This window comes from Pseudoalteromonas sp. MMG013 (genome assembly GCF_018100885.1).
Taxonomy (GTDB): Bacteria; Pseudomonadota; Gammaproteobacteria; order Enterobacterales; family Alteromonadaceae; genus Pseudoalteromonas; species Pseudoalteromonas aurantia.
Map to the genome: position 1 here is coordinate 113566 of NZ_JAGJEE010000011.1, position 25296 is coordinate 138861.

Sequence of the window (25296 nt, forward strand, 5' to 3'; positions counted from 1 at the left end):
GACAGAGGAAAGACTACTCTTGTAGTTGTAAACTTAAATAAATCTGACTTGAAGGTGAAACTTGCAAACAATCTATTAATTGTTCCTTAATCAACTCCAAAATTGCAATAAATGTGACAACAACCCCACTTCGCCCCTCGTCTATACTAAATAAATTAGTAAAAGCACACGGCCCGTCATGATCTGATAAATACTGTAAAATGTCACTCATTCGCTCTCTTGTAGAAAGCGACTCGGCACTCACTTGATGATGATCAAAAGTTCGTGCACGTGCCATGACCTCAGTTAATGCCAATAACAATTCCTTTACGTCAATATCAGGACGCTCTGAAATCGACGCGTCACTGTCATCAAATAAAGCATGCGCAACAAAAATATCTCGCTCAACTCTGGGAAGTTCGTCTAAATTTTCTGCGGCAACTTTAAATTGCTCATACTCTTGTAACCTGCGTACCAACTCAGCCCTAGGATCTTCCTCCTCCTCAAGCTCTTCGTGTACAGGCAGCAACATTCTCGATTTAATTTGGGCTAGCAAGGCTGCCATGACTAAATATTCACCAGCCAGCTCAAGTCGAAACTCTGTCATCAACTCAACATAAGCCACATATTGTTGCGTGATACTTAGAATCGGTAACTCTAAAATATCGAGTTTATGCCGCTTGATTAAATATAACAGTAAGTCCAGCGGACCTTCGAATGTCTCAAGAATAATCTCTAATGCATCGGGCGGAATATATAAATCTTCTGGCTTTTCAATAACCGCTTGCCCATTTAAAAAAGCAAACGGTTGGGGGGTGTCTGATACAACGGTCATTAATTGAGTATCAAGAAAATGGTGCGGTATCACCACACCCTACACGTAAAATATCGATTTCATCTTCCGATAAATCAATCACCGTGGTCGCTTGTTCAACCAAGTAGCCACCATGAATGATCAAGTCAACTTGCTTTTCAATTCGTAATCGAATTTCATCTGGATCCGACTCAGTGAACTGCTCGTCAGGTAAAATTAATGAACACGACATCATTGGTTCAGCCAGCTCTTCTAACAAAGCAGCAGTAATTGGATGATCGGTAACCCTAATACCTATCGTCTTTTTCTTATCATTTAACAAACGCTTAGGAACTTCTTTTGTACCTTTAAAAATAAAAGTATAAGGGCCTGGCGTATTATTTTTGATAAGTCTAAACATCTGATTATCCACTCGCGCATAAGTCGCAAGCTCAGATAAATCTCGGCACATTAATGTAAAGTTATGGTGTTTTTCAATGCCACGAAGGCGCTCAATGCGCTCCTTTGCCTGCTTGTTACCAATACTACAGCCTATGGCGTACCCTGAATCAGTCGGATATACAACAACCCCACCTTGCTGAATAACCTCCACGGCCTGTTTTATTAGGCGAGCTTGGGGGTTATCTGGATGAATATGAAAAAATTGGCTCATACTAACATTCCTCGTTTTCTTCCCAAAACTGCCAAACACCTTGGCAATCTTTTGGTAAGTATAGGTTTTTCCCTAATTCTAGCCAAGGCATTGGATAATGAAAGTCTGAACCTTGGCTTGCAAGCAACCCATATTCACGACTCAATAGTCCCAAAAACTGCCGCTCGCTTGGCGCTTGTTGTGGTTGAGCCACTTCCATAGCCTGACCACCTGCGTCTGCAAATTCCTGCAACAATTTGCGTAACCATTTATTAGACATTTGATAACGAGCAGGATGGGCTACAACACTTATGCCACCAGCAGCTCTAATCGCCTTAATTGCTGTTGCCATATCACACCACGTACTTGGGACATACCCAGTTTTATTGCGCGCTAAAAACTTCTTAAACACACCTTGAATGTTATTTGCAACACCTCTTTCAACCAATGCTGCCGCAAAATGAGCGCGTGTTATCTCAGCATCACCAGCGAGGAGCTTTGCTTGCTCATAAACCCCTTCGTAGCCTCTTTTCGCCAGTCTAAAACCAATCTCTTTCGCCCTTTCTTCTCGTTTAGATTGTTGCTCGCTCAATAACTTCATCAAGTCCGTTGAGCTTGTATCAACTGCAAGCCCCACTATATGAATTTCAAAACTTTCCCACCGTGTAGAAATTTCAACACCTGGGATGAGCTTTAATGGCAGTGCATGTTGCTCAATATAGGCCTGAGCTGGCAATATTGCTGCAGTTGTATCATGGTCGGTAATCGCCAATACATCTACGCCTTTTTCCGTTGCGCGCTCTAAAAGTTGTGGAACCGTTAAACGTCCATCAGAAAAAGTGGTATGGCTGTGTAAATCATATTTAATCAAACTAACTCTTTTATATCTGGTAGCTTTTTATTAGAAGCTAAGTATAACACCGCTTAGTGCTACGAACTTTGTATATTTTTTATATTTTTCTGTCACTATCGCTGTTTTGCCCTTGACAGTATTATGCCTAGTAGGGTTTACTGTGTGCATTAAAGATACATAATGATGATTAACCACATGCTTAACTTAACAACAACAAAAAATTGGTGGTGGCGCTCGTAAAGTCGGGTGTTTCGTTGTATCTAACGAAAGTTTAAACCCGCATCTTACGCGGGTTTTTTTATATCTAAATAATTGTTAAAAGTTGGAATTATATATGTTAAATAACAATGCAATGACACATTCTTGGTGGTGGAGCTTAATATAGCGGGACGGCATTGTTATAAGTATTTAATCGCCCCGCTCAGTAAATTACTAGCGGGGTTTTTTGTTTTAGGGGAATGAGGTTTGATTTTTAGTCATATAACAACAACACCTGGTGAGGTGACCAGTATACGACAACGGCGCGACTATATAAGTAGCCCACTGTCGTTATATGCAACACTAGATAAAAGTAACTCGCTACTTTTAGAGTCAGCTGAAATTGATTCAAAAGACAATGTAAAAAGCCTGATCCTCGTTGATGCGGCATTACGAATTGAATGCCAGGGTAAGCAAGTTCACGTCACTGCGTTATCAAATAATGGTAAGCAATTATTGGCACATTTGGTTGCTCATGTTCAGAACTGTAACGCCCAATTGGAGGGTCCATTACTTACCTTAGAGTATCGCTGCAATGATGCTCAGCTTGACGAATATAGTAAATTAAAAGCTGATAATGCATTTAGTGCGTTAAGAACCTGTATCAATGAAATAAAAAGTAACTCAGATACGCCGTTTTCTGTGTTTCTAGGCGGCGTTTTTGCTTATGATATGGTGGCTAATTTTGAACAGCTATCCGATGTAGATAACGATAAAAATACCTGCCCTGATTACGTTTTTTACCTAGCCGAAACATTGGTTGTTATTGATCACCAAGAAAAAACCACCGAACTGATTGGCAATGTCTTTAATGGCCCTGACGTACATGCAAACTGCTTTGAGATCGGAAAACAACTAGAAACATTAAATGCACAGTGTGATGCAGCAATACCCTATACTCCTTCATTAATTTCAGGTGAATCTAAAGTTGCAGTAAACATTGACGACAAAACTTTTTGTGACCAAGTCAGTAAACTCAAACAGAACATTATTGACGGCGATATTTTTCAAGTTGTACCTTCACGTACTTTCTCATTGCCGTGCGAACAACCACTATCTGCATATCAACAGCTTAAAATTCAAAATCCCAGCCCATATATGTTTTATATGCGTGACCAAAACTTTATTCTATTCGGTGCGTCACCTGAGTCTGCACTAAAGTACAGTGTAGATAGCAACCAAGTTGAGGTATACCCAATTGCAGGCACAAGGCAACGCGGTAAATTTGCCGATGGTACGATTAACCCAGACTTAGATAGTCGCATAGAACTCGAATTACGAGATGATAAAAAAGAACGCGCGGAACACCTAATGCTCGTTGATTTGGCACGAAACGATGTCGCTCGAATTAGTGTCGCGGGGACTCGTCATGCCAAAGAACTGTTAAAAGTTGATCGTTATTCTCAAGTGATGCACTTAGTCTCTCGTGTCGTTGGACAGCTAAAGCCTGACCTTGATGCATTACACGCCTATCAAGCATGTATGAACATGGGGACTTTGGTTGGTGCACCTAAAGTAAAAGCAGCAGAACTCGTCCGTCAAACAGAACAGCATAGAAGAGGAAGCTATGGTGGAGCGGTAGGTTACCTAACTGGAGACGGCACTATGGATAGTTGTATAGTGATACGATCAGCATTTGTTAAAGATAATATCGCTTACGTACAAGCGGGTGCAGGAGTTGTTTATGATTCTGTTCCGCAAGCTGAAGCCGATGAAACACGCGCAAAAGCTCAAGCAGTGATCAAAGCTGTGCAATCAACATATCAAGGAGATGCACATGCGTAATATTAAAGTCTATTTCCTCGACAACTTCGATTCATTCAGTTACAACTTGGTCGATGAACTGACCTTGTTAGGCAACGAGCTGGTCATTTACCGAAATAATATCAGCGCACAAAGAATATTCTCTGAAATGAAGAAAGAAACACAGCCGGTAATGTTGGTGCTATCTCCTGGTCCTGGTAACCCAGCCCACGCTGGTTGTTTATTGGAATTAATAGCATTGTGTAAAGGTAAGTTCCCAATGCTTGGCATTTGTTTGGGCCAACAAGCATTAACGCAAAGCTACGGTGGCACCATTGGTCACGCCGGTGAAACAGTACATGGTAAGTCTTCTATTATTCAGGTAGAAGATCACCCTGTATTTGCGGGTTTGGGCGCACAATTCCCTGTAGCGCGTTATCACTCACTTATGGCAACATCAGTTCCTGACACACTCACAGTTATTGCCCAGTATGAAAATATTCCAATGGCTATTTATCATGCAAAAGATAGAGTGATCGGATATCAATTTCACCCTGAATCTATTTTAACCCCTGATGGTGCCAAATTGCTTAAGCAAACCATCGACTATCTCACTCGTTAGGAGCCAACATGGATAGTTTAAAAAAATTACTCGACCAACACTCTCTGAACTTTTCAGAAGCTCGTGCACTGTTTGATCAAATCATGTTAGGCAATATCTCTGACATCGAATTGACTGCCGCACTCGTGTCTTTAAAATTCAAAGGTGAAACAGTAGATGAAATTGCAGGTGCAGCACAATCTATGCGCAGTAACGCACTCGCATTTGATAACCAAGGTTTACATTGCTCTGACAGCTGCGGCACTGGAGGTGACGGGTCTAATACCATTAATGTCAGCACAACCGCAGCCATTGTTGCTGCCGCATGTGGCATAAATATGATCAAGCATGGCAACCGAAGTGTGTCTAGTAAATCAGGGTCAGCTGACTTACTTAAAACCTTAGGTATTAATTTAGAAATGACGCCGGCACAAGCCAGTAAATGCTTACACAGTACCGGTTTTACATTTTTATTCGCGCCTCAATATCATCAAGGGGTGAAGCACGCAATGCCAGTACGAGGCGCATTGAAAACCCGCACTATTTTTAATATTCTTGGCCCGCTGGCTAACCCTGGTCTGCCACAAACGCAATTACTGGGTGTTTATGACCCTGCTTTGTGTAAGCCTATGGCTGAAACATTAAAGACTTTAGGAACCCAACGAGCGATGATAGTACATGGCAGTGGTACTGATGAAATTGCCCTGCATGGCACAACAGATGTTACAGAACTGAATAATGGCCACATTACACAATACACATTATCTCCAGAAGACTTTGGGGTAGCACATTTCCCACTTACAGATATTGCTGGGGACTCACCTGAATATAATGCTAAAGCCAGTCTCGCAATTTTAAACGGTCAGGCACCAACAGCTCATAACGCCGCAATTGCTGTGAATGTTGCAGCGCTATTAGTCATGAATAACAAAGCTGATAGCTTTAAAGATGCGACTCAACAAGTGCTTGACGTACTCGCATCTGGATCAGCCGCTTCAAAACTTGCTGAAATTGTAGAGGTAAGCAATGGCTAACGTATTAGAAAAAATTGTCGCTGACAAACGCAATGAATTAATCACGCGTAAAGCGGAGTGCGCACTAGCTGATTTTATTGAAAAAGTGCAGCCCACGAAAAGAGATTTCTATGCTGCACTCGCCAAGAAAGGGACACAATTTATTCTCGAGTGTAAGAAGGCATCACCATCTAAAGGGTTGATACGTGAAACATTTGATTTAGACGAAATCACATCTGTCTATAAAAATCACGCGAGTTGTATCAGCGTGTTAACCGATGAAAAGTACTTTCAAGGCAGTTACGATTATCTTGCCTACGTGCGCGAAAAAGTAAACCAACCGCTTATTTGCAAGGACTTCTTTATTGATGAGTACCAAGTCTACCTAGCACGGCTACATGGTGGAGATGCCATCTTATTAATGTTATCTGTATTAGACGACGCACAGTATAAGACACTGGCTAAAGTGGCTCACAGTTTAAACATGGCGATACTAACAGAGGTCAGTAACGAAGACGAAGTCATCAGAGCACTCGAGTTACAAGCCAATATTATTGGTATTAACAACCGTGATTTACGAGATTTAAGCACCGATTTAGCGACGACTGAACGATTAAGAGCATTGATCCCTGATGATAAAGTTGTTATTTCAGAATCAGGAATTTATACCCACCAAGACGTGAAAAGACTCGCACCATTATGTGATGGCTTTTTAGTAGGTAGTTCACTGATGAGTGAACAAAACCTCGACGAGGCCTGCCGCAAATTGATCTTAGGTGAAAACAAGGTCTGTGGCTTAACACGCACCCAAGATGTCGTGTCAGCCTATGAAGCCGGCGCCGTGTATGGAGGGCTCATTTTCTATTCTAAGTCTCCCCGTTTTGTTGACTTAGACTGCGCTAAAGCATTAGTTGACAGTGCCCCACTTCGATATGTCGGAGTGTTTGTTGATGCTGATATAAACACCGTTGCCGATCACGCTTTAACCTTAAAGCTCAGTGCTGTACAGCTACATGGTTCGGAAGACGAGCAATATATTCGTTCTTTACGTGATAACTTACCTATCACTTGTCAAATTTGGAAAGCGCAAGGTATAGAAAGCAACTTACCCTCTCCTCTTGACGGGGTTGATAAGCACCTATATGACACGAAAACAGCCAACGGTTTTGGCGGGACTGGGGTGACATTTGATTGGCAATTATTAACTAGCCACCCAGTGCGCAATTTTATGCTGGCCGGTGGGTTAACACCTGAGAATGTTGAAACCGCGGCACACTATGGAGCACAAGGCTTAGACTTAAATTCAGGGGTGGAATTAAGCCCTGGCAAAAAGTGTCAGTTCAAACTGAAAGACGCTTTTACTAACATTAGAAATTACTGAGGTGGAAATGAATAATGCAGCCTATTTTGGTGACTTTGGTGGCATGTATGTCCCAGAGTTACTTGTTCCAGCACTTAAACAGCTAGAGCAAGAATTTAATAACGCACAACAAGATGCCGGTTTTTTACAAGAGTTTCAGCAACTTCTTAATGAATATGCAGGACGCCCGACGCCGTTAACCCTAACGCGAAACCTAGTGAAAAACCCAAAAGTAAAATTATATTTAAAACGCGAAGATCTATTACATGGTGGAGCGCATAAAACGAACCAAGTGCTTGGTCAAGCGTTATTAACCAAGCGTATGGGGAAAAAAGAAGTCATTGCTGAAACAGGTGCAGGACAGCACGGCGTTGCTACAGCGCTTGCATGCGCATTGCTTGATTTAAAGTGTCGTGTATACATGGGCGCAAAAGATATTGAAAGGCAACAACCTAACGTCTTTAGAATGAAATTGATGGGTGCTGAAGTGATCCCTGTTACAGCTGGGTCAGGTACCTTAAAAGACGCAGTAAATGAAGCGATGCGTGACTGGTCTGCAAATTATCAAACGGCACACTACCTGTTAGGTACAGCTGCCGGCCCTCACCCATTCCCAACCCTCGTCCGTGAGTTTCAAAAAATGATCGGTGAAGAGGCCAAACAACAAGTACTCGAAAATGAAGGTCGTTTGCCTGATGCTGTCATCGCCTGTGTTGGCGGCGGCTCTAATGCGATAGGTATGTTTAGTGACTTTATTGATGAACCAAGTGTTAAGTTGATTGGGGTTGAACCAGCCGGAAAAGGGCTCGAAACTGATGAGCATGGCGCTGCATTATGTAAAGGGACTAAAGGTATACTGCACGGCGCTTATACCTATATTATGCAAAACAGCGATGGTCAAATTGAAGAGTCATATTCCGTTTCTGCAGGGCTTGATTATCCGGCTGTAGGCCCACAACACGCTTTCTTACATGAAACCGGCCGAGCGCAATATGTTGGAATTTCAGATACTGAAGCACTTGACGCGTTTCAAGCACTTGCCAAATATGAAGGGATCATCCCTGCTTTAGAATCTAGCCATGCACTGGCATACGGATTGAAGTATGCAGAAAACCAAACTGATGAAACGGTTATCGTGGTAAACCTCAGTGGTCGTGGTGACAAAGACTTAGCCCACGTACACCAAGTACTGAATGAACGAGGAGCACTATAATGAGCCGCTATGCTAAAACATTCGACCAATTGGCGACACAGAACCAAGGGGCGTTTGTTCCATTCGTCACCATAGGTGATCCAAACAAGGCACTAAGCTTAGATATTATTAAAAGCTTAATTGACGCTGGCGCAGATGCTTTAGAACTCGGGATCCCATTTTCAGATCCAATCGCAGACGGGCCTGTAATACAATCTGCTAATATTCGTGCCCTTGCAGCAAACGTTAACACCGAAGCGTGCTTCGACATTATTAGACAAGTAAGAGAATATAACCAAACTATCCCTATTGGCTTACTTTTGTATTCTAATTTGATTTTTGCGCGTGGTATTAGTGCCTTTTACCAGCAAGCACACGCTGCGGGTGTAGACTCTATTCTCGTTGCTGATGTACCGCTTCACGAATCAAAAATGTTCCGCCAAGCAGCCCAGCAAGCGCAGATTGACCCCATATTTATTGCGACACCGAATGCAAACGATGACACATTACGCGCATGTGCAAGCTATGGTAGAGGCTACACATACCTGCTATCACGAGCTGGTGTTACTGGTACAGAATCAACGGTACAAATGCCCGCTGATTCAATCGTCACGCAACTCAAAGAGTACCACGCCGCCCCAGCGCTACTCGGGTTTGGAATTTCCAGCCCTGAACATGTTAAGGCCGCTTTAGACTCTGGGGCTGCCGGAGCAATATCTGGTTCAGCGGTTGTAAAAATTATCGAGCACAATTTAGATGATCCAACAACTATGCTAAGTGAGCTAAAAGCCTTTGTTAGCAAAATGAAAGCTGCGACCCAAAAATAACCATTTCTATCAATATTCAGCTAAGGCAGACTTTAATGCCTTGGCTGGCTTAAATTGCACTTTATTTGCTCCTTCGATCATAATCTCTTCCCCCGTTTGTGGATTTCGACCACTCTTTGCGGGGTGATAACTCAGTGCAAATGTACCAAAACCAGATAATGGAACCTGATCCCCTTCGGAAAGGCGTTTAGTAATGCTGGATAAAATACAATTTAACACCACTTGTGACGACTTTTTTGTTAAGTCGCTGTGTTGTGCCATTGCTGCAATCAGTTCCGTTTTGTTCATTATATATTCTCTTTTTCTTTAATCATAAGCGCCAGTATAGAGCACATTAACTGAAGGGTTGCTGAGGCTAAGGATTTAAGTAATAAATGTCAATCTTGAACTTATGCCCAGTTCTTGGTAAAACCATGGTAGAGAATTCAAAAAGGTAAACATAAATGGCAGCATTGCTAGAGTATCTTCCGTTAATTTTGTTTTTTGCGGTCTATAAATTTGTCGATATTTATTGGGCGACGGGTGTTTTAATTGTCACTTCATCAATTCAACTTGGTTACCATCATTTTGCGCATGGAAAAATAGCAACTCGGCATTGGATATTCTTTGCCATCGCTTTGGTTCTTGGTGGCCTCACTATTTTATTTCAAGATGAGCAATTCATAAAGTGGAAGGCAACGGTCATATACGCAGTACTGGCAGTCAGCTTAATCATCTCTAGATATATTTTTAAAAAGAATCTCGTAGAAAAGGCGCTTATTGGCGTACTGAAATCAGCCAATGAAAAAGGCGATACCGATGCACCGCTCAATATTGAGTTACCTAAGCACATATGTGAACAACTGAACCTAATGTGGGTCGCTATTTTGGCTTTTATTGCAGGCCTCAATATATATATAGCGTACAATTTTTCGCTCGACTTTTGGGTCAATTTCAAAGTATTTGGTTTAATGGGGATCACGTTCGTCGCTATACTGATTACCATGGCAAAAATATACAAATACTTACCAGAAGACCAAAGTTAAATTGTCATAATTGCAGGCGCTTTTTACTGCTATAGTTTTTTTAAACTATACAACTAAGTGAGAAGCGTCTTTGAATGCAAGTCAATATCGTTGGTGTGAACTCTTCCTCGTTTTCTTTTGTTTACCCATTTTAGCTTACTTTTTTCGCTATCATCTCTCAAACTGGTTGTTCCCTGCTCTGATTATTCTTATGACGGTGTGTACATTCTTACTGCTCACCGATCCACATTTTAAACGTTTTCGCTTAACCAGTTTAGGGCAATTTTCTACTGTGAAAAAACGCATATTCACCAGCTTTTTTGCCGGTGCATTATTTTCAGCCATGTTGTATGGATTATTAAACCAAGGTAATTGGTTTAGTTTCCCGCTCAATTCAACCACACAGTGGCTCATACTCCTAATTGCTTACCCTTTGCTGTCGGTATTGCCACAAGAACTTATTTTTCGCAGCTACTTTTTTCACCGTTACAAACGAATATTACCAAATAAAACCACGCGCATTATCCTCAGCGCCAGCGTATTCGCGTTAGCCCATTGTGTATATGATAACTGGGTTGCAATTGCGCTCTCATTTGGTGGGGGTTTACTATTTTCCTATACATACGCGCACAGTCGCTCACTCCTAGTATGTGTCCTTGAGCATAGTTTATGGGGATTATGGATATTTACACTCGGTATTGGGCATTATTTAGACTCTGGGGTATCTTTTTAGTGGTACTAAAAATGTGTATTACCAAGATGCTTAGCATACGCCAGCCATAGACCCTATTAAAATCACGATTCTGGTTATCGAGGAAATAATACAATGCATTGCTGGCGCATGTTATAAATGTATCTGCGTTGTGTAACGCTTACAGTAACTTACTTAACCTCAGGTTTGGATAAGGGTTTTGGAGTAGAAAATGTTTTGCAAACACACTAACGTCCAATCCAATGATGATATTTTGTTCAATATCAAGGCGCTTTTATGCAGTAATAGCGGGCTATTACAAATGCAAGCAACGCCGAGAGTGACAAAAATAGCTTTATTGGGCAAATTCGCTTATCCAGAACTGAGGTTACTTAAATGAACCAAATGCATCATCTTCCCCATACACTTCTTGGCTATGCTCTATAGCTAGCTTAAATGTATGATCCGTCAGATCATTTAAACAATCCGTATTCGGTTTTGTCCAAGGGTTCTCCATAAAACTCTCCATAATATCAACACCACAAATACCTTCGCCCGCCGTTTTAACCCCCGTATTAAACACCACGCCATGTGGCGCATAAGGCACTTCTATAAACCGTTGATTTATATTGGTGAAAGATGACTCAATCGGCTTTGCGTGAAATATAGGTGTGGCGTGATCTAATGTGCCATTGAAGGCTATAAGTGGCATATAGTGCCTCATACGTTTATAAATATATTCTCCTATATATCGCTCTGACCATGTACTTTGGTATTTGGCCGATAATGCATGATCTGCTAAGGTGAAACATACAACAGCATTCGCACAAAATAAGCGTCGTTGGTCTACACTTCTTTTTACAAAGTTTATCTCATTCATTGATATAAGGTCATATAAAGGGCCAGAAAAAGTTGCCTTAAACTCATCAGGCACATTATTTTCTTGACGTAAAATAAAAGTACTTCCACCCAACTTATAAAATGTTACAGCCTTCTTTAGCGCAACGATATCATCTGCGTTACAACGAGCTAAACGACTATAAAATGGTAAAAGTGCCCGTTTATCATTTCGTGATATTTGCTCCATAGACCACAACTGCAACTTTTCACGGTCAATCGACACGTCTGAACAATGTTGACCAGCAAAATGGTTTGTAAGTGTGGTTCGAATTGTCTGGTTAACTGGTGAAACAAACTTGCTACGGCAATATTCATCAAGGTCACAATAATCGGCGAGTTGTGTAAAAACCTGGTCCGCATTTTCCTCATACATGTCAGCGCCAAAATTCGTAGTCGGTAACACTGAATCTAAAATTATCCCTTGTGCACCATTGGGGGCTATTTGTGTAAAACGCTGCACAAGCATAGTACCGTAAGATACCCCGTAAATATAACTCGGTAACCAGTTCAATGCCCGACTCTTTGATATCACATATTCTAAATCTCGTGCAGCATTGGTCGTATTAAATTCAAATAGACCATCACCCCAGATTTCATGCTGGGCGTCAAAACATGCTTGAGGATTAAAATAATCACGCCAGTCACACTGTAACTCTGTTGACCAACCTATTCCTCGATGTTCTATTATATAAACGTCATGATCTTCAACGATGTCAGCCATGTCATATTCAATTACATGTGGGAAAGCAATAGAAGCAGAGGCACCAGGCCCTCCACTTATCATCCATAGCTGGCCTTTACTCACTCCACCTCTTGCCGGGTATTTTGCAACGAGTACTTCAATTTTTTTGCCTGTAGGGTCAGCCCAATCTAATGGTACTTCAGCAAAAGAACAGTTATTTTGTTTATCTGTTGTATTAAACTGGGCTGGACACTGCCCCCAATTAAACTCTTGGTATTGATTATATTCTGATATTTGTTTATTAAAGTGAGTGCTAGCAAATGATGTAGATGAAAGGCTCATTAATGCCACTAATATCAGTGACAAAAATACATTTCCTTTAAATGTCATATTAATTCCTTAAATAGGTAAAAACACAACGTACGACAAAAAAACAAAATGCAAAAATGAAATATATTCATAATAGAAAATTATATAATATTAAGATTCCACTAAGTAATAAAAACACCTCTACATTCGCTATTCTAGTCATAAAAAGTTTGGATTTTTTTACATATATCAAGTGAACTGTCAAAGTCGAAGTTTTCCAAAGAAAGTCTTAGATCTTGAATTAGCTCAACTTTATCCACCTTTAAGTTCCGCTCTAATCGGTTAATATCCTCTGTAAGATCAAACTCCTGATTTTCTATTCTTTTAGTTAAACTGCTTATTATAGCTGATGTTGAATTTAGGCGATTAAAACCACTCGTATTATCAGTTACTAGCGACTTATCCAGCCTATCTTTCACCTGCGATAATGTCCGTTCAATGCCTGCTTCAAGTGCCTTAGGAACCGCTGTTAAGGTCAAAAATTCGATGTCACTGTCAGACAGTATTACACTTTCATACAGCTCATTTGCACCAATTGCAGCACTACACCCTGCAAGGCTATGTAAAGTATCATGCCAACGCGTTATATCACCACGCTGGATGATACTCTCTAATTCATCAACAATGCCTTGGAAATCTTCGGCAAATGCTTTGAGCATAGCGGTATTTTGTGTAATTTCACCTGTAGCCCCTACGCCATTACTGGCGGCGCCCAGCCCTACTGTTAACTGGGTTACATCAATATCACACCACCTCGTCAGTAAATGATACAACGCAATTGGATCAACAGGCTTTGATACATGAGCAGTCATCCCAGCAACAAATGCTTTCTCTCTATCCGCATCAAATGCACTGGCAGTGACCGCTATTATTGGCGTATCATGATAGCTTGGCAGCGCTCTTATTTTCGCCGTGACTTGATACCCATCTAGATTTGGCATGTGCACATCCATTAAAATCACGTGAAATTGATGTATTCTACACATATTGATTGCATCTACCCCATTGTCAGACTCCACTACAATTAGTCCAGCCTCATCTAAGAGTGCTTTCAATAACATACGGTTAATTTTATGATCATCGACAACCAATACCTGCGCATTTGCGACTTTTTGATTTTCATCGTGACTCTCAGGTTGAGGGAGACTGTTTTCTTCGCGTTCAGTACTCTCTTTTACAACAACATTAAAACTGAATTCACTTCCTTTGCCCAACGCACTTTTTATTTCTATGCTGCTGCCCATCAAACTGAGTAATTGGCTGGTTATTCGTAAACCTAACCCTGTACCTTCCGTTACTCTCGTTCGACTATCATCCACCTGTACAAAAGCATTACAGATCTCTGAAATATTTTTATCGTCAATCCCCTGTCCGGTGTCTTTAACTACGATGCTGATCTGGCATTCACCATTAGGGAGCGCAACGCAATTGCCAATAACCTCCACACCACCTACATGGGTGAATTTAACGGCATTGGCAATCAAGTTGACCAAAATCTGCTTTAGCTTTCCTTTGTCTGCACAAATATATTCAGGGAAGTCATCACTAAGTATTGCTCTTAGAAATAAACCTTTAGAAGAGGCCATATAATGTAAAACACTGATACTTTCATGTAACAAGCGCCTTATCGAAAAAACAGAAACATGCAGCTCCATTGCGTCAGCCTCTATTTTTGACAAAGTTAATACATCATTAATAACACTTAATAGCCCGTCCGCTGATGACTGTATACTCTTCAAATAACTTTGCTGGTGTTGCGTTAATACCGTTCTGGACATTAAATACGCCATACCAATCACCGCATTCATGGGTGTACGGATCTCATGACTCATATTCGCCAAAAACCGACTTTTGGCAAGCGTAGCACGCTCCGCCTTTTTCTTTTGCTCTTCAAGGGCTAAGTTAGATTCTGCAAGGATGGACTCAGATCTAATCCTTTCTTCTAATTGTTGTTCAATATTTTGAAGCCGCTGCACTTCAAGCTTGCGTGTAAATAAATTTTGGCTTTGCGCTAATACTTGATTTAGTTTCCATCGATAAGCAATATAAATAAGCAAACAGGTCAAAATAAAGCCGGTAATTAAAAACCACGTTTTTTCATAATATTTTGGGGTAACTTCGATATATAACTTTATATTATGCCCCCCCCACTGATTTAATCTATTGCCAGCTTGAACTTCTAACATGTGTTTGCCAGTAGGTAAATTAGTAAAACTGATAAGCCTATTTCCGGATTTTAAGTCGCGCCATTTATCACTCTCACTGAACATCCGATATCGGTATTTAGTGTCTACCGGTTGATTGTAATCTAACAGTGCAACCTCAATGGAAAGCCGTCGCTCACTCTCGGTTAAACGTATATCTGCACCATTAACCAAGCGTTTTTCCCCTTCAATTTCAATATCTGTGACCCGCAACTTTGATGCGCCTGAGTCTACATGGAAAAACTCAGGCCAAACCATGAGCAAACCAGTCGTTCCTCCAAAAAGCAGCGTTTCATCGCGCATTTTGAAAGATGTTCCGATCCAATCGTTACCAATATCTACCCCATCAGATGATTCTAATTCAAACACGACATTGTCATCAGGCGAAAACATGAGATTTGATTCCCATAAACGCTCTTGATTATCCGTTAATAGATTAGTAAATGCTTTTTTCTCCGAATGCTCACCTGACGAAGCAAACCATGTAAAATCAATACTCTGATTGTTCTGTTTTGAGACTAAACTTACCCCCTCTAAGCCAGAGAACCATATCTGGCCTGCGTCTGATTGGGTAACCGCGGTAATTAAATTTGAAGGCATGTTAATAGTGTGCTCAGATTGGCGTACAAACCGATATGCTTGTCTACTTCCACTATTATGCTCAACCCATAAAAAACCATTGTTAAGTGTAAATATAATATCTTTACTTTCAAGAACTTGGTGGTCAGTCACGCGGACAAATGTATCAGGCAGCGCCCCGTTTATAATTGTCGGATCTAAAAATGCGTCTCGCTTAGGCGTTAAGTATTGGATCCCTTCAAACGAGCCAACCCACACACCACCTCCTTCAACAGGCACCACATGACGAATTTTTTTATTTCTCAACCCGAGCTGTGTTGAGTACCAACCTAGCGTCTTCCTACTTGCCAGATCAATGCGGTATAGCCCGTCTACACTTGATCCAACCCAAACATCACCATTCAGTCCTTGCGCTATTGCAGAAACAGACAAAGATTGAACTGAGTTTGTCTCCTGACTCTTTTGGGGCACTAATGTGTGTATGCGCTTGCCCAAACGGTTAATAATATCAATCCCTGCACTATGCCCAAGCCAAAGTTCGCCATTTGACATCTCCGCGACGCTATATATTTCTGGGTTTGATAAACTCGTTGAGTCGTTCTCTACTTGCCTCAGCGTTGCAAATGATTGATTTTTTGTTGAGAATTTTTGCAATCCTTTGCCATTAGTCACAATCCACAGCTGTTTATCTTGATCAATAAACAACTTTTGAATGGTATTACTGAGTAAACCACCAACCGCATTTTCATCTTGTTGTAAATGCCGTGTGATCTTTAAAGTGTTTAAGTCTATCGTCACAATGCCGTTAAAGTTATAAGCTACCCACAGTTCATTATTGTTGGGCTGGACTATTGATGTGATTATGCCTTGAGGTAGGCGACTGGACTCAATATGCTGATTATCGCGGATCTTGAGTAATGTGGCATCGTCGGTCGCAAGCCAAAGGTCACCATTATCGGCTTCATAAATATGATTCACTTTACGATCTAAAAGCTTATGAAATCTATAGTTATTACTAGATAAACGCCAAACACCTTTACTGCCCGCAACAATAAGATCACCGTTATTTAAGGTAATGATATGTCGGATCACTCCATGCTTTAAAGACTCAGGTAGTTGAATGTCTTTGTGGTTATTCGTGAAAGCACCCGCTGAAAAATCAAAAAATGCCAAACCATTATTTGTGGCAAGCCAAAACCCTTGCTGTTGCCAAGCAGCAAACGTAGATACATAGGAAAATGGGAGTGGTACGGCAGGGTTATCATACTCAAAATTAGTAAAAAGCTCTGTCGTGGGGTCCAGTTGTGATAAACCATGTATCGTCGATACCCATATTTTTTCATGTATATCTATAAATAACTCAATGGCTATATCACTCATCAGGCTCGCTTCATTGGCAATATCCTTACGAAATTGTTTAAATTTATACCCATCGTATCGCACCAATCCACGCTGACTTGCAATCCACATAAAGCCATGTTTATCTTGCGTTAGGTCTGACAACAAGCCATTGGCATATTGATCTTTATCAACCACAGTTTCTAAATATAAAGGTGCGTTAACGAACAGTGGATGCGTATTGGGTGATTTATTCGCCATACTTGCATAAGCAGAAAAACAACAAAAAGCGCTCACAAGCCCCCATACAAATATGCAAGTAAATTGACCGATAAATAAAATCATAAAATCTATAAAGTATCCATATTTCAGCGGTATGGTTGAGAATATACCAAGTGTTTCTAATTATCATTTACGTTAAAATAGTTCACAAGTGCAATGTTACAACAATTCTTACCTAGAGAAAAAACACGTATGCAAGAGAATTTAGCAAGGATATTGGTCATTGATGATGAAAGAACAAATATTAATGCCTTAGGCACCATACTCTCCCCCAATTATATTGTCAGCGTTGCACTGAGCGCACAGCAAGCAATCAAATACCTTGGTAGTACATCATGTTTACCTGACTTAATTTTACTAGACGTTGTGATGCCACAGGTGAGTGGATTTGACTTATGCCAACAACTAAAAAAAGACAATCGATTTCAGCATATTCCTATTATATTCATCAGCGCCATCACCGATCCTATGGAGAAGGTTAAAGGTCTACAAGTTGGCGCGATCGACTTTATCTGTAAGCCCTTTAATACTTTTGAAGTAGAAGCAAGAATTGAAACACATTTAAAAATTACAACAAAGCAGAAAGCACTAGAAGCCCATAACCAGAAGCTACAAGCCATTAATTCAAGCTTAACTTTGGGCCCTCAGTCCCTCATTATTGACGAACATACGCTTAGAATCGTTTATAAGAAAAAATCTGTAGAGCTCACTAAATTAGAATTCAAGTTGTTTCAACTTCTGTACGCTCAACCAGAGCGAGTATATTCTCGTATGCAGATTTTAGATCTTGCTTATCCTGATCTAAGAGATATTTCTGACCGTAGTATTGACGCTCATGTTAAGAATATTCGTAAAAAAATAAAAACACTTGGGATTGAGCACGCAATTATCCAATCAGTTTATGGCGCCGGGTATCGTTACTCTTCACAAAAATTAACGTAGTAATGGTTATGTAATCGGCATCCAATACCAACTAAAATAGCTTATTGTTCGTGTCATCCTTTAATACACGGCTACTTTACCTGGCTACCTTTACTGACTATCGAAGTTACTCTGTAACTTCAGTTCGGTTTTACATCCTATGAACCAAATTTTAGGCATTAAAAAAGGCAGCTAAAGCTGCCTTTTTCTTCATTTCACTTTAAAATTAAAGTGCGATGATGTTGTCCGCTTGAGGACCTTTTTGACCTTGTGAAAGAGTGAACTCTACACGTTGGCCTTCAGCTAAAGTTTTGAAACCTTCGCTTTTGATTGCGCTGAAATGAGCAAAAACATCTGCGCCATTTTCTTGAGCGATGAAACCGAAGCCTTTAGACTCGTTGAACCATTTTACTGTACCAGTAACTGTATTAGACATAATGTATATCCTGTATATGAAGAAAAATTGCTGACTATCATCAGAGTCAGACGTAATAGCACAAAAAATAAATGATATTTAAAAACTACAGGACGAGATACTAATAAAGCTTCGAAATGGAGTGTATAAAAGGTATTACTTTTAAGCTGCGGAACATATTATAGAGTTTTCTGACAAAGTCAAACCTTACTTTTAAGTATTTTATAATTTGTTGTGGTCACGTTTAGTGACTAACAAAGGTTGTCCCTTATTCCCGCTATTTTAAGCACTCTATTTTTGAGCAATTAAACCGTAAAACCCCCAGCTCAAAGCGCGTTCATGCAGGCAAGCATCGCACAGAGCTGACACCTACCCACAAGAAAGCCATGACCTTTACATCATGTTACCGCAAAGAACTAGCTCCCACAGCCTAAACTAAGCCCTTTACATTCATACTCCACTTCACCGGCTTCTAATCCTGTTAGATTCATTAAGTGTGCAGCATCATTATTAACGTGAGAAGGATTGCTCACACTGTCGTCACATAAGCCTGTGACGCGCCAATTATTGCTGCTTGCTGTGGGGTTGCTCCCTTTTGACCAATAGTTAGCACGATATATCGTGCCTAAATAGGTGATATTTTCCCCACCATCATACGCTTTATTGTAATACCACTCACTCGGGCACTGGCTGATGCTCCCCGCGTTTAAGTACTCTAAAGCTTTTGCAAAATCAGGTAGGCCATGACCATACATACCGTCTTTTCCAGCAGCACCTAGGTCATAACTTGCATATTTCAAAGCATTGATGATCTGATCTCGCGTCCATTGCTGATTCTGAGACCATAGCTTGGCAATCCCCCCTGTCATAATCGCCGTTGCCTGAGATGTGCCTGCTCCGACCAAATAACTGCTTTGATAGCTCTTAATTTGTAACTCTACATTAGCAGACTCATCAAACGGCCACTTATGCACTAATAAAGTGGGGAAATCAGTTAAATAATCTAACCCGTACAAGTACCCACTATTTGTATTTGGATATTTTACGAGGAGCACTTTCCCCGCATCTTCTTGGCATTGACGTTCGGTAGCAAATAGCGCTTTGTGTGTATCATTAGGTAAACGCCTAAACTTCGTCAACTCTGTTATATCTTCTTTTGAGAGCGTAAATAAACAAGAAGTCACCAATGGTATGACGCTTTGTGGCATTAAAGTCCCTGTATCTATTTGAGAAAATGGTACTTCAACCTCGTAGCCAGCGATAGATTTTGCTTTAACTTTTTGTACCACAGAGTAATGGCGATTAGCTGTCGACACTATTTTCGTGCCTGGCATGACAAAATCAATTTTATTATGAGTGGGTGAAAATGACGCAGCTTGTCCATTCGTGTTTAGCGCGCCAACAGAAATTACATTATGATATGAAGCAGGGTAATGTAGTGGATCATTATATATTCCAGATTGCTTTTTTTCAGCTGTGCCATGATTCCCCGCTGCACCGACAAAAATAATCCCTCTATCATAAGTAAGCCTGTCGATTACGTTCATAGTCATCGATGAATATTTCGTACCACTTAACGACATATTGATTACTTTAGCACCAGAATTAGCGCAGACTTCTATTGATTCTATTAAATTACTGCCCCAAATGGTTGAATTCTTTCCATTGGCTGTTCTGATTAACTTGCTGATATGTAAGTTAACCGCACCATCACTCAAAGCGCCCTTGACACCCCAGCCATTTTCCTGTGCAGCTATAATACCCGCCATATGAGTACCATGACTTAACGCATCGGAATTCCAAAAGCCCGCATATTGACTATGATAGCCACGCATATTTTGTGGTAAATCTATGTGCTGTTCATCCACGCCTGAGTCAATAACGCAAACAGGCACACTGTCTGATACATTGGGCAATTTATTAATTCCCGTTGTGCGTAACCAATAGGGTTCAAGTTCACTATACTGCAACAAGTCAATGCCATTTTCACTGGTATCTAAATACTCTAAAGAACTGGTGTTTAAAGAAAGCCCATAGTTTCGTTCTATCACAACTCCTGAAAAACTTTCCAACAAAGTGACTTCACTGTCACTCAAAACCGCCTGTGCGATATTACTATTGCCACTGCGGCCTATAATTTTGAATGATTTAATGAGTTGATTATCGATACTGCCTGGAGAATATTGTACTAAGTAGAGGTTTTGGGTATTCATTTCATTGGCATTGCCAGCATAGCCAATACCTGTCAATAAGCCTGCAATAAGATAGCTAGTGATCTTTCTCTTCATTATTTTCCCCTTTAAAAATCATGTAGTTTTTATCTTTGTGTATTTTATTTTTCTTTAGAATCTTCCTGTTTTTGTCAATTTTTTAAATTAACAAATCATGTTCGAGCCATCAGAAGGCTCTATGCCACCCTCTCATATGCAACTAAGGTTTACCTACTCGGACCACTTTTCACGTAAAAGTCATCTCTACTTTCTAAAAAGCCGTTAATATGAACGCCGTAATAGTGTTGTTGTGTATTAGGACTGCTATTTCATCCATGTCGGCCAACGCTCTGATCTCAATTATACTGTCATCCCTCAGCTATCATCTTATTGATTATTGAAATTTATTCATTAATAATCTACGTTATTTTCAAGCGCTTTGTGCATGGATAACTAATCAAACGAGAAAATGCTTAAAAAATAACAAGGGGGAGGATACTTATGAGTAATTATGAATAAAAATTCATTTTTAGTGCCACTCTATTAGAGTTCGACATGCAAAAAAAGCACAACTGGCAAGTCGTCATTAAAACGATGCGAATGTCTCTTGAACAACGAAGCAAAAAAAACCAGTTCACTTTCCATTTTGCTTTAATAAATTTATTTTATCTTTCTGTTATTTTTCCGATTAATTATCGTTAGTATCTAACAATTGAATCAATTCTAAGTGACGCACAACAGAAGATTGATATTGACGATGTAACAACGTCGCAAAACACCACGTAATGCCACACGAATAATAAGAGCTAAACGCAATGCATATTCTTTTGTCAGACAAACGCTATACCTATAAACCGACATTTAGGTTCATTACGCCAAAAGACCAACAAAAAGTGAAAGTTAAGTTTTCAAATGACCTTGTACTTTCGCTCGGTTATAGGTTCACCGAGCAAATGAATTATTTTGCAATGGCTGCCGAAGCTGCTTTTATGTCGTTGAATCCGATTGATAGACAAAACAAGCAATTCTTCGTTGAACTCAACCTGGTCAGTCATGATAGTGAGCTTATTAATTTACAACCAGAGAGCACTAGCGTAGGGCTTGGATATGCATTAGGAGCAGCGCTCGCTTATCGTCAACAGTTAAATAAAAAAGCACCAGTACTAGAGCATATTTTTTCAACAGGTGAGGTATCTCCAAGCGGTAATGTACACAGTATTGGCCATATCAACACTAAGATAGAAGGTGCATTACATGCAATGGCTAGTCACCCTGACATGCCATTTGCAATATTTTATCCTAAAGCAAACCTTCATGATATTACACCAACTCTCATCGATGAAGTGCAGCATTTAGGGGGGGCTCTTCATCCTGTAGAGCATATTAATCAAGCCTTAGAAATATTGTTAGGCCCTGATTTTGATGGTTCTCAAGTCGGTGGAACCCTTACATTTAAAGGGCTTTGCAGTTTTGACCCATATGATGAATATTATTTTTTTGGAAGAGAGCAACAAACTTCGGAACTTCTTGCTCTTTTCCAAGAAGATACACCTTTAATAAAAGTCCATGGTGTATCTGGTAGTGGTAAATCGAGCTTAGTAAAAGCCGGTCTGCTGCCTGCGATAGCCAAACAATATGATAGCGTAAAGTGGCACATAGCCCTACCAAAGCAATTCGAAGATAGTACCGCTTTGTTAACAGATTTTATTACGTCGGCGGAGGTTGGCTTTGACATAATACTGAAAATGCTTGACGTCTCTGTCGAAAGCTTCATTGAGGGACTATTAGAGCAAAAAACACAATATCTTGATGAGCTATCTGCGCACTTAACTGCACATAAAACAAAATATATCTGGTTTATTGATCAGTTTGAAGAGCTTTATGACGCACAACCAAATAGCCAGCTTCTGCAAAGCCTTGTGCTGATTGGTGAAATTACCCCCATATCCATTATTGTTAGCATTCGCAGCGAATACCTTCATTACACAGGTATGCAAGGCCATGATTTCTACGTTCCACACAGCTTATCTGCCGAAAATTGGATTGATATCATTGAAAACCAAGCAATTGCTCTTGGAATATCACTGGAGACAGGCTTAGCTCAGACGATACAAACCGAAGCCCTTAAACTGTCTCATGCACTTCCTGCGGTAGAATATTTACTCGCACAAATGCACACTCTTGCCAACAAAAGTGAACATCCAAAGGTATTAACTTATACACAATACAAACAATTAAATAAATTAACTGGTGTAATTTACAGACAAGCGGAAAAAATATTTGGACAATTTGAGCCACTCACTGAGCAGTTTTTTGAATTATTTGTTGGGGTTAATATTAATGGTAATTGCTATGCAAAACATGTTGATTTTTTAGCTCTGGGCCAACAATACCCACAACTCAGTAACTTGGTTGATGAGCTTATAGAAAAACAACTCATTATCAGGCACCAAGTATACAAATCACCTCCTTATGTAAAATTAACACACGACTGCCTGATCACCGTTGTTGAAGACCTATCACTGGACCAACAAATTTGGCCTCGGTTCTATATTTGGCTAAACGATCGTAAAGAATACTTACAATGGTTTCATGGGGTTGAAACCAAATATACGCAGTGGATAAGGCATCACGATAATATAGAAGAACAAAAACATTACGCCTTAAGCAAACATGAGCTTAATGAAGGGAGCAGATTTTTAAGCCAGCCAAATACGATTTGCTTACAAGAAGTCCGTAATTACATAATGCAATCTCAGCATGACTATCAATCATCGTTAGAATTACAAAATAAACAGCAAAAACGCCGCTTATTGACAACGGGCATGCTATTTTTGTGTACACTCATTGCGGGCTCATTTGCTTATGTACAAAAACAGCAAATAATTGCAGAACAGATAAAAACCACCGAAGTACTTACGCACTTAAAAGATAACGTATTGGTCAATATTGATTCGTTAGAGCCAATACTTGCCGATTACTTGCCCACTTTTCAAAGGAAACAGCTAAATAAGCACTTATCAAACCTAATAGATAGCGTAGACGGTATCCCACTTGCTGATATTGATAAGCTCAGGCTTTTATTAATACAGGTAAAAATTCTGCGTCAAGATGACTCGACACACCGCAGTGAAATTAAGCAGGTTTTGGAGCAAATCCAACGTAAAGTATCGACATTTCCAAAAATTCAATCTCCAGAGCTTGCTCACAAAAAAGTAGTCGCTCAATTCAACTATGAATTAGGCATATTATTGTTAAAACAAGGCTTTTCGTCAGATGCGAAAGTGTATTTTGAAGAAGCTATCAGTTTGTTAACCGATATACCTGAGAGTCATCATGAATTGGCATTACTCAATGCGCAACTCACCACCCGTGTTGCCACAATATCACTTGAATCAGGTAACACTGATTTAGCGACCAGTCAGCTGGAAAAGGTACTGCTCACTTTAAACTCACATAAGCAACCCACACACTTAACGCAATCATTCAACAATTTGCGTGTGGACATTTATCGCAACCTAGCTAAAGCTGCTCCATCAAATACAATCGCCAAGGAAATGTTGGTTCAAGCTGAAACCTTATTAAACCAGCTACTTGATAAAGACCCCAACCACCTTATATCACAATACAATTTATTAAAAACGTATATCAACTTAGCTGAAAAAAGTGCATCAAAATCGATTGCATCTCGATACTATAAAAAAGCAGATGAGTTGGCTCGAATATACGCTATAAAAGATCCCGACAATGTACATGTGCAAGTAGCACAGCTGCTATTAGCCACAAGGCTCGGCAAGGAGTACTTAGCTAACAAACAAATGCCTGAATCACAAAAGTACTTTTTATCGGGAGTGGAAATTGCCAATAAATTACAACGTTTAGATATTTCTAATATTGATTGGCAAGGTCATACCATTGAGCTGTATGCCGCTTTTGCCAATTACTACTCAGCAACTAATTTAGATACGCAAAGCAAGAAATATCATCAACTTGCTCTCACATCGGCACAACGCCTTGCCGCGACTGATGAAAACAACTTGAACTTTGCCTATTTACTACAAAGCGTTCATGCCCAAGTAGCAAACAACTTTTATGACTTAGGGGAGAAGTTACAAGCACTGGCACACTTTGAAAAAGCAAAAGAGACTTTACTTACCTTAATTGAAAAAAACACCACTAGTTTTAAGTATAAGAATAGCTATCGAAGAACATTATTTAATCTGGGTTATATCGCCACCGAGCTCGGTGACAATACACAAGCTTGTCAATACTTTTTGGCTGGCAAGCACTTTGTTGAAAAATACTCAAATGAACAAACGCACTTGGCTTTTAATAAATCAGCTAAGAAATTCGACCATTATATCGAATTACTTTCATGTAAACGTGTTGCAATACAACCGTGACGTGTGCAAACAATGATAAGGAGGTGG

Annotated in this window: 18 protein-coding genes; 10 read left to right on the forward strand and 8 right to left on the reverse strand. The window is 40.1% G+C overall.

The annotated features are described in order from the left end of the window. Positions 1-13: 13 nt before the first annotated feature. Genes J8L98_RS12210 through J8L98_RS12220 form a run of 3 tightly spaced genes read right to left on the reverse strand, consistent with a single transcriptional unit; the run spans position 14 to position 2295 of the window. Positions 14-814, reverse strand: coding sequence for a ScpA family protein (locus J8L98_RS12210; RefSeq protein WP_210996675.1), 801 nt, complete (start codon positions 812-814; stop codon positions 14-16). 10 nt (positions 815-824) lie between these two features. Next, on the reverse strand, positions 825-1445 hold the full coding sequence (locus J8L98_RS12215; RefSeq protein ID WP_210996645.1) for an L-threonylcarbamoyladenylate synthase: 621 nt from the start codon (positions 1443-1445) through the stop codon (positions 825-827). A 1-nt stretch (position 1446) separates the two neighbouring features. Continuing rightward, the gene (locus J8L98_RS12220) at positions 1447-2295 is read right to left on the reverse strand and encodes a PHP domain-containing protein (protein ID WP_210996646.1); all 849 of its coding nucleotides are present in this window, start codon (positions 2293-2295) and stop codon (positions 1447-1449) included. A 447-nt stretch (positions 2296-2742) separates the two neighbouring features. Between J8L98_RS12220 and J8L98_RS12225 the strand changes: the two genes are divergently transcribed. Genes J8L98_RS12225 through trpA form a run of 6 tightly spaced genes read left to right on the forward strand, consistent with a single transcriptional unit; the run spans position 2743 to position 9271 of the window. Continuing rightward, positions 2743-4320 carry an anthranilate synthase component 1 gene (locus J8L98_RS12225; protein WP_210996647.1) on the forward strand — a complete coding sequence of 526 codons (1578 nt, stop codon included), beginning with the start codon at positions 2743-2745 and terminating at the stop codon, positions 4318-4320. Further along, positions 4313-4900 carry an aminodeoxychorismate/anthranilate synthase component II gene (locus tag J8L98_RS12230; protein WP_210996648.1) on the forward strand — a complete coding sequence of 196 codons (588 nt, stop codon included), beginning with the start codon at positions 4313-4315 and terminating at the stop codon, positions 4898-4900. The genes J8L98_RS12225 and J8L98_RS12230 overlap by 8 nt, the downstream gene beginning before the upstream one ends. Before the next feature lie 8 nt (positions 4901-4908). After that, a complete protein-coding gene (trpD, locus tag J8L98_RS12235) occupies positions 4909-5913 on the forward strand; it encodes an anthranilate phosphoribosyltransferase (RefSeq protein ID WP_210996649.1) in 1005 nt (334 codons plus the stop codon). Next, positions 5906-7273 carry a bifunctional indole-3-glycerol-phosphate synthase TrpC/phosphoribosylanthranilate isomerase TrpF gene (gene trpCF, locus J8L98_RS12240; RefSeq protein WP_210996650.1) on the forward strand — a complete coding sequence of 456 codons (1368 nt, stop codon included), beginning with the start codon at positions 5906-5908 and terminating at the stop codon, positions 7271-7273. Before trpD ends, trpCF begins: the two co-directional genes overlap by 8 nt. A gap of 7 nt (positions 7274-7280) precedes the next feature. After that, positions 7281-8465, forward strand: coding sequence for a tryptophan synthase subunit beta (gene trpB / locus J8L98_RS12245; protein ID WP_210996651.1), 1185 nt, complete (start codon positions 7281-7283; stop codon positions 8463-8465). Further along, on the forward strand, positions 8465-9271 hold the full coding sequence (gene trpA, locus J8L98_RS12250; protein WP_210996652.1) for a tryptophan synthase subunit alpha: 807 nt from the start codon (positions 8465-8467) through the stop codon (positions 9269-9271). The genes trpB and trpA overlap by 1 nt, the downstream gene beginning before the upstream one ends. Before the next feature lie 9 nt (positions 9272-9280). Here trpA and J8L98_RS12255 read toward each other — a convergent pair whose 3' ends face one another. Then, positions 9281-9559 (reverse strand): HU family DNA-binding protein, encoded by a 279-nt coding sequence (locus tag J8L98_RS12255; protein ID WP_210996653.1) that lies wholly within the window; start codon positions 9557-9559, stop codon positions 9281-9283. A 155-nt stretch (positions 9560-9714) separates the two neighbouring features. Between J8L98_RS12255 and J8L98_RS12260 the strand changes: the two genes are divergently transcribed. Both J8L98_RS12260 and J8L98_RS12265 read left to right on the forward strand, forming a co-directional pair. After that, positions 9715-10296 carry an inner membrane-spanning protein YciB gene (locus J8L98_RS12260; protein WP_192507623.1) on the forward strand — a complete coding sequence of 194 codons (582 nt, stop codon included), beginning with the start codon at positions 9715-9717 and terminating at the stop codon, positions 10294-10296. Between the two features lie 70 nt (positions 10297-10366). After that, entirely contained in the window at positions 10367-11008 is a 642-nt protein-coding gene (locus J8L98_RS12265) for a CPBP family intramembrane glutamic endopeptidase (RefSeq protein WP_210996654.1), read from the forward strand. Positions 11009-11354: 346 nt separating this feature from the next. Here J8L98_RS12265 and J8L98_RS12270 read toward each other — a convergent pair whose 3' ends face one another. Both J8L98_RS12270 and J8L98_RS12275 read right to left on the reverse strand, forming a co-directional pair. Next, positions 11355-12938, reverse strand: a complete 1584-nt coding sequence (locus J8L98_RS12270) for an alpha/beta fold hydrolase (protein WP_210996655.1) — start codon at positions 12936-12938, stop codon at positions 11355-11357. 134 nt (positions 12939-13072) lie between these two features. Then, complete coding sequence (locus J8L98_RS12275) at positions 13073-17383, reverse strand: hybrid sensor histidine kinase/response regulator (protein WP_210996656.1); 4311 nt, start codon at positions 17381-17383, stop codon at positions 13073-13075. Positions 17384-17476: 93 nt separating this feature from the next. Here J8L98_RS12275 and J8L98_RS12280 point away from each other — a divergent pair, with 93 nt between their 5' ends. Further along, positions 17477-18262 (forward strand): response regulator transcription factor, encoded by a 786-nt coding sequence (locus tag J8L98_RS12280; protein ID WP_210996657.1) that lies wholly within the window; start codon positions 17477-17479, stop codon positions 18260-18262. Positions 18263-18467: 205 nt separating this feature from the next. Here J8L98_RS12280 and J8L98_RS12285 read toward each other — a convergent pair whose 3' ends face one another. Next, a complete protein-coding gene (locus tag J8L98_RS12285; protein WP_192507628.1) occupies positions 18468-18677 on the reverse strand; it encodes a cold-shock protein in 210 nt (69 codons plus the stop codon). 395 nt (positions 18678-19072) lie between these two features. Continuing rightward, positions 19073-20944, reverse strand: a complete 1872-nt coding sequence (locus tag J8L98_RS12290) for a S8 family serine peptidase (protein ID WP_210996658.1) — start codon at positions 20942-20944, stop codon at positions 19073-19075. Positions 20945-21681: 737 nt separating this feature from the next. Here J8L98_RS12290 and J8L98_RS12295 point away from each other — a divergent pair. Then, entirely contained in the window at positions 21682-25269 is a 3588-nt protein-coding gene (locus J8L98_RS12295) for an ATP-binding protein (protein WP_210996659.1), read from the forward strand. The last annotated feature ends 27 nt before the right edge of the window (positions 25270-25296 follow it).

Coding starts and splice junctions, on each gene's coding strand:
- J8L98_RS12230 (WP_210996648.1), top strand. CDS start 4,313: ATGCGTAATATTAAAGTCTATTTCCTCGACAACTTCGATTCATTCAGT.
- J8L98_RS12270 (WP_210996655.1), bottom strand. CDS start 12,938: ATGACATTTAAAGGAAATGTATTTTTGTCACTGATATTAGTGGCATTA.
- J8L98_RS12275 (WP_210996656.1), bottom strand. CDS start 17,383: ATGATTTTATTTATCGGTCAATTTACTTGCATATTTGTATGGGGGCTT.
- J8L98_RS12215 (WP_210996645.1), bottom strand. CDS start 1,445: ATGAGCCAATTTTTTCATATTCATCCAGATAACCCCCAAGCTCGCCTA.
- J8L98_RS12290 (WP_210996658.1), bottom strand. CDS start 20,944: ATGAAGAGAAAGATCACTAGCTATCTTATTGCAGGCTTATTGACAGGT.
- J8L98_RS12210 (WP_210996675.1), bottom strand. CDS start 814: ATGACCGTTGTATCAGACACCCCCCAACCGTTTGCTTTTTTAAATGGG.
- J8L98_RS12285 (WP_192507628.1), bottom strand. CDS start 18,677: ATGTCTAATACAGTTACTGGTACAGTAAAATGGTTCAACGAGTCTAAA.
- trpB (WP_210996651.1), top strand. CDS start 7,281: ATGAATAATGCAGCCTATTTTGGTGACTTTGGTGGCATGTATGTCCCA.
- trpCF (WP_210996650.1), top strand. CDS start 5,906: ATGGCTAACGTATTAGAAAAAATTGTCGCTGACAAACGCAATGAATTA.
- J8L98_RS12260 (WP_192507623.1), top strand. CDS start 9,715: ATGGCAGCATTGCTAGAGTATCTTCCGTTAATTTTGTTTTTTGCGGTC.
- trpA (WP_210996652.1), top strand. CDS start 8,465: ATGAGCCGCTATGCTAAAACATTCGACCAATTGGCGACACAGAACCAA.
- J8L98_RS12280 (WP_210996657.1), top strand. CDS start 17,477: ATGTTACAACAATTCTTACCTAGAGAAAAAACACGTATGCAAGAGAAT.
- J8L98_RS12255 (WP_210996653.1), bottom strand. CDS start 9,559: ATGAACAAAACGGAACTGATTGCAGCAATGGCACAACACAGCGACTTA.
- J8L98_RS12295 (WP_210996659.1), top strand. CDS start 21,682: ATGCATATTCTTTTGTCAGACAAACGCTATACCTATAAACCGACATTT.
- trpD (WP_210996649.1), top strand. CDS start 4,909: ATGGATAGTTTAAAAAAATTACTCGACCAACACTCTCTGAACTTTTCA.